The organism is Kocuria sp. CPCC 205260 (assembly GCF_040981045.1).
In the GTDB taxonomy this organism is placed as follows: domain Bacteria; phylum Actinomycetota; class Actinomycetes; order Actinomycetales; family Micrococcaceae; genus Kocuria; species Kocuria palustris.
The window spans coordinates 1-595 of sequence record NZ_JAVKPT010000063.1 but is presented as its reverse complement, the minus strand read 5'-3'; the positions used below and the strand labels follow the sequence as shown (position 1 = coordinate 595).

Annotated in this window: 1 protein-coding gene; it reads left to right on the top strand. The window is 69.7% G+C overall.

Annotated features, from left to right (window positions below; all coding sequences use genetic code 11):
• On the top strand, window positions 1-595 hold a 595-nt coding region (locus tag RF645_RS13160), incomplete at both ends, for an LCP family protein (protein ID WP_368819260.1).

Here is a 595-nt window from a genome sequence, read left to right as displayed (position 1 = left end):
CCCGGACGTCGCCGATCCCGGGGCGCAGGCCACCAAGGAGGCCGCCGAGGGCGTCACGGGCCTGAAGATCCAGGCGTACGCGCTGATCGACATGGACGGCTTCGCGTCCCTCGTGGACGCGCTCGGCGGGATCGACATCAACGTGGGTGGCCGCGTACCGATCGGCGGCGGGACCAACCTGGACACGGGACTGAAGAACCCCATCCTGGGGTGGATCGAGCCCGGGACCCAGCACATGGACGGCTTCCACGCCCTGTGGTACGCCCGCTCCCGCGAGGGCGCCACGGACTACGACCGCCAGGCCCGGCAGCGCTGCGTCCAGGCCGCGATGCTCGCGCAGCTGAACCCGGTCGCGGTGGCCACCAAGTTCGACGAGCTCGCGAGCTCTGGCCAGCAGATCCTCGAGACGGACATCCCGCAGTCCTCGATCGGCTCCATGGTCACCGTGGCCACGAAGGCCAAGGACCACGAGCTGCAGGCGTACGCGGCGGGTCCTCCCTACTACGACCAGTCCTTCCCCACCTATCCGGACTACGCGCAATTCCAGTCCGACGTCTCCCGGGTCCTGGCGAACGCGAACGGCGACGACGCCCAG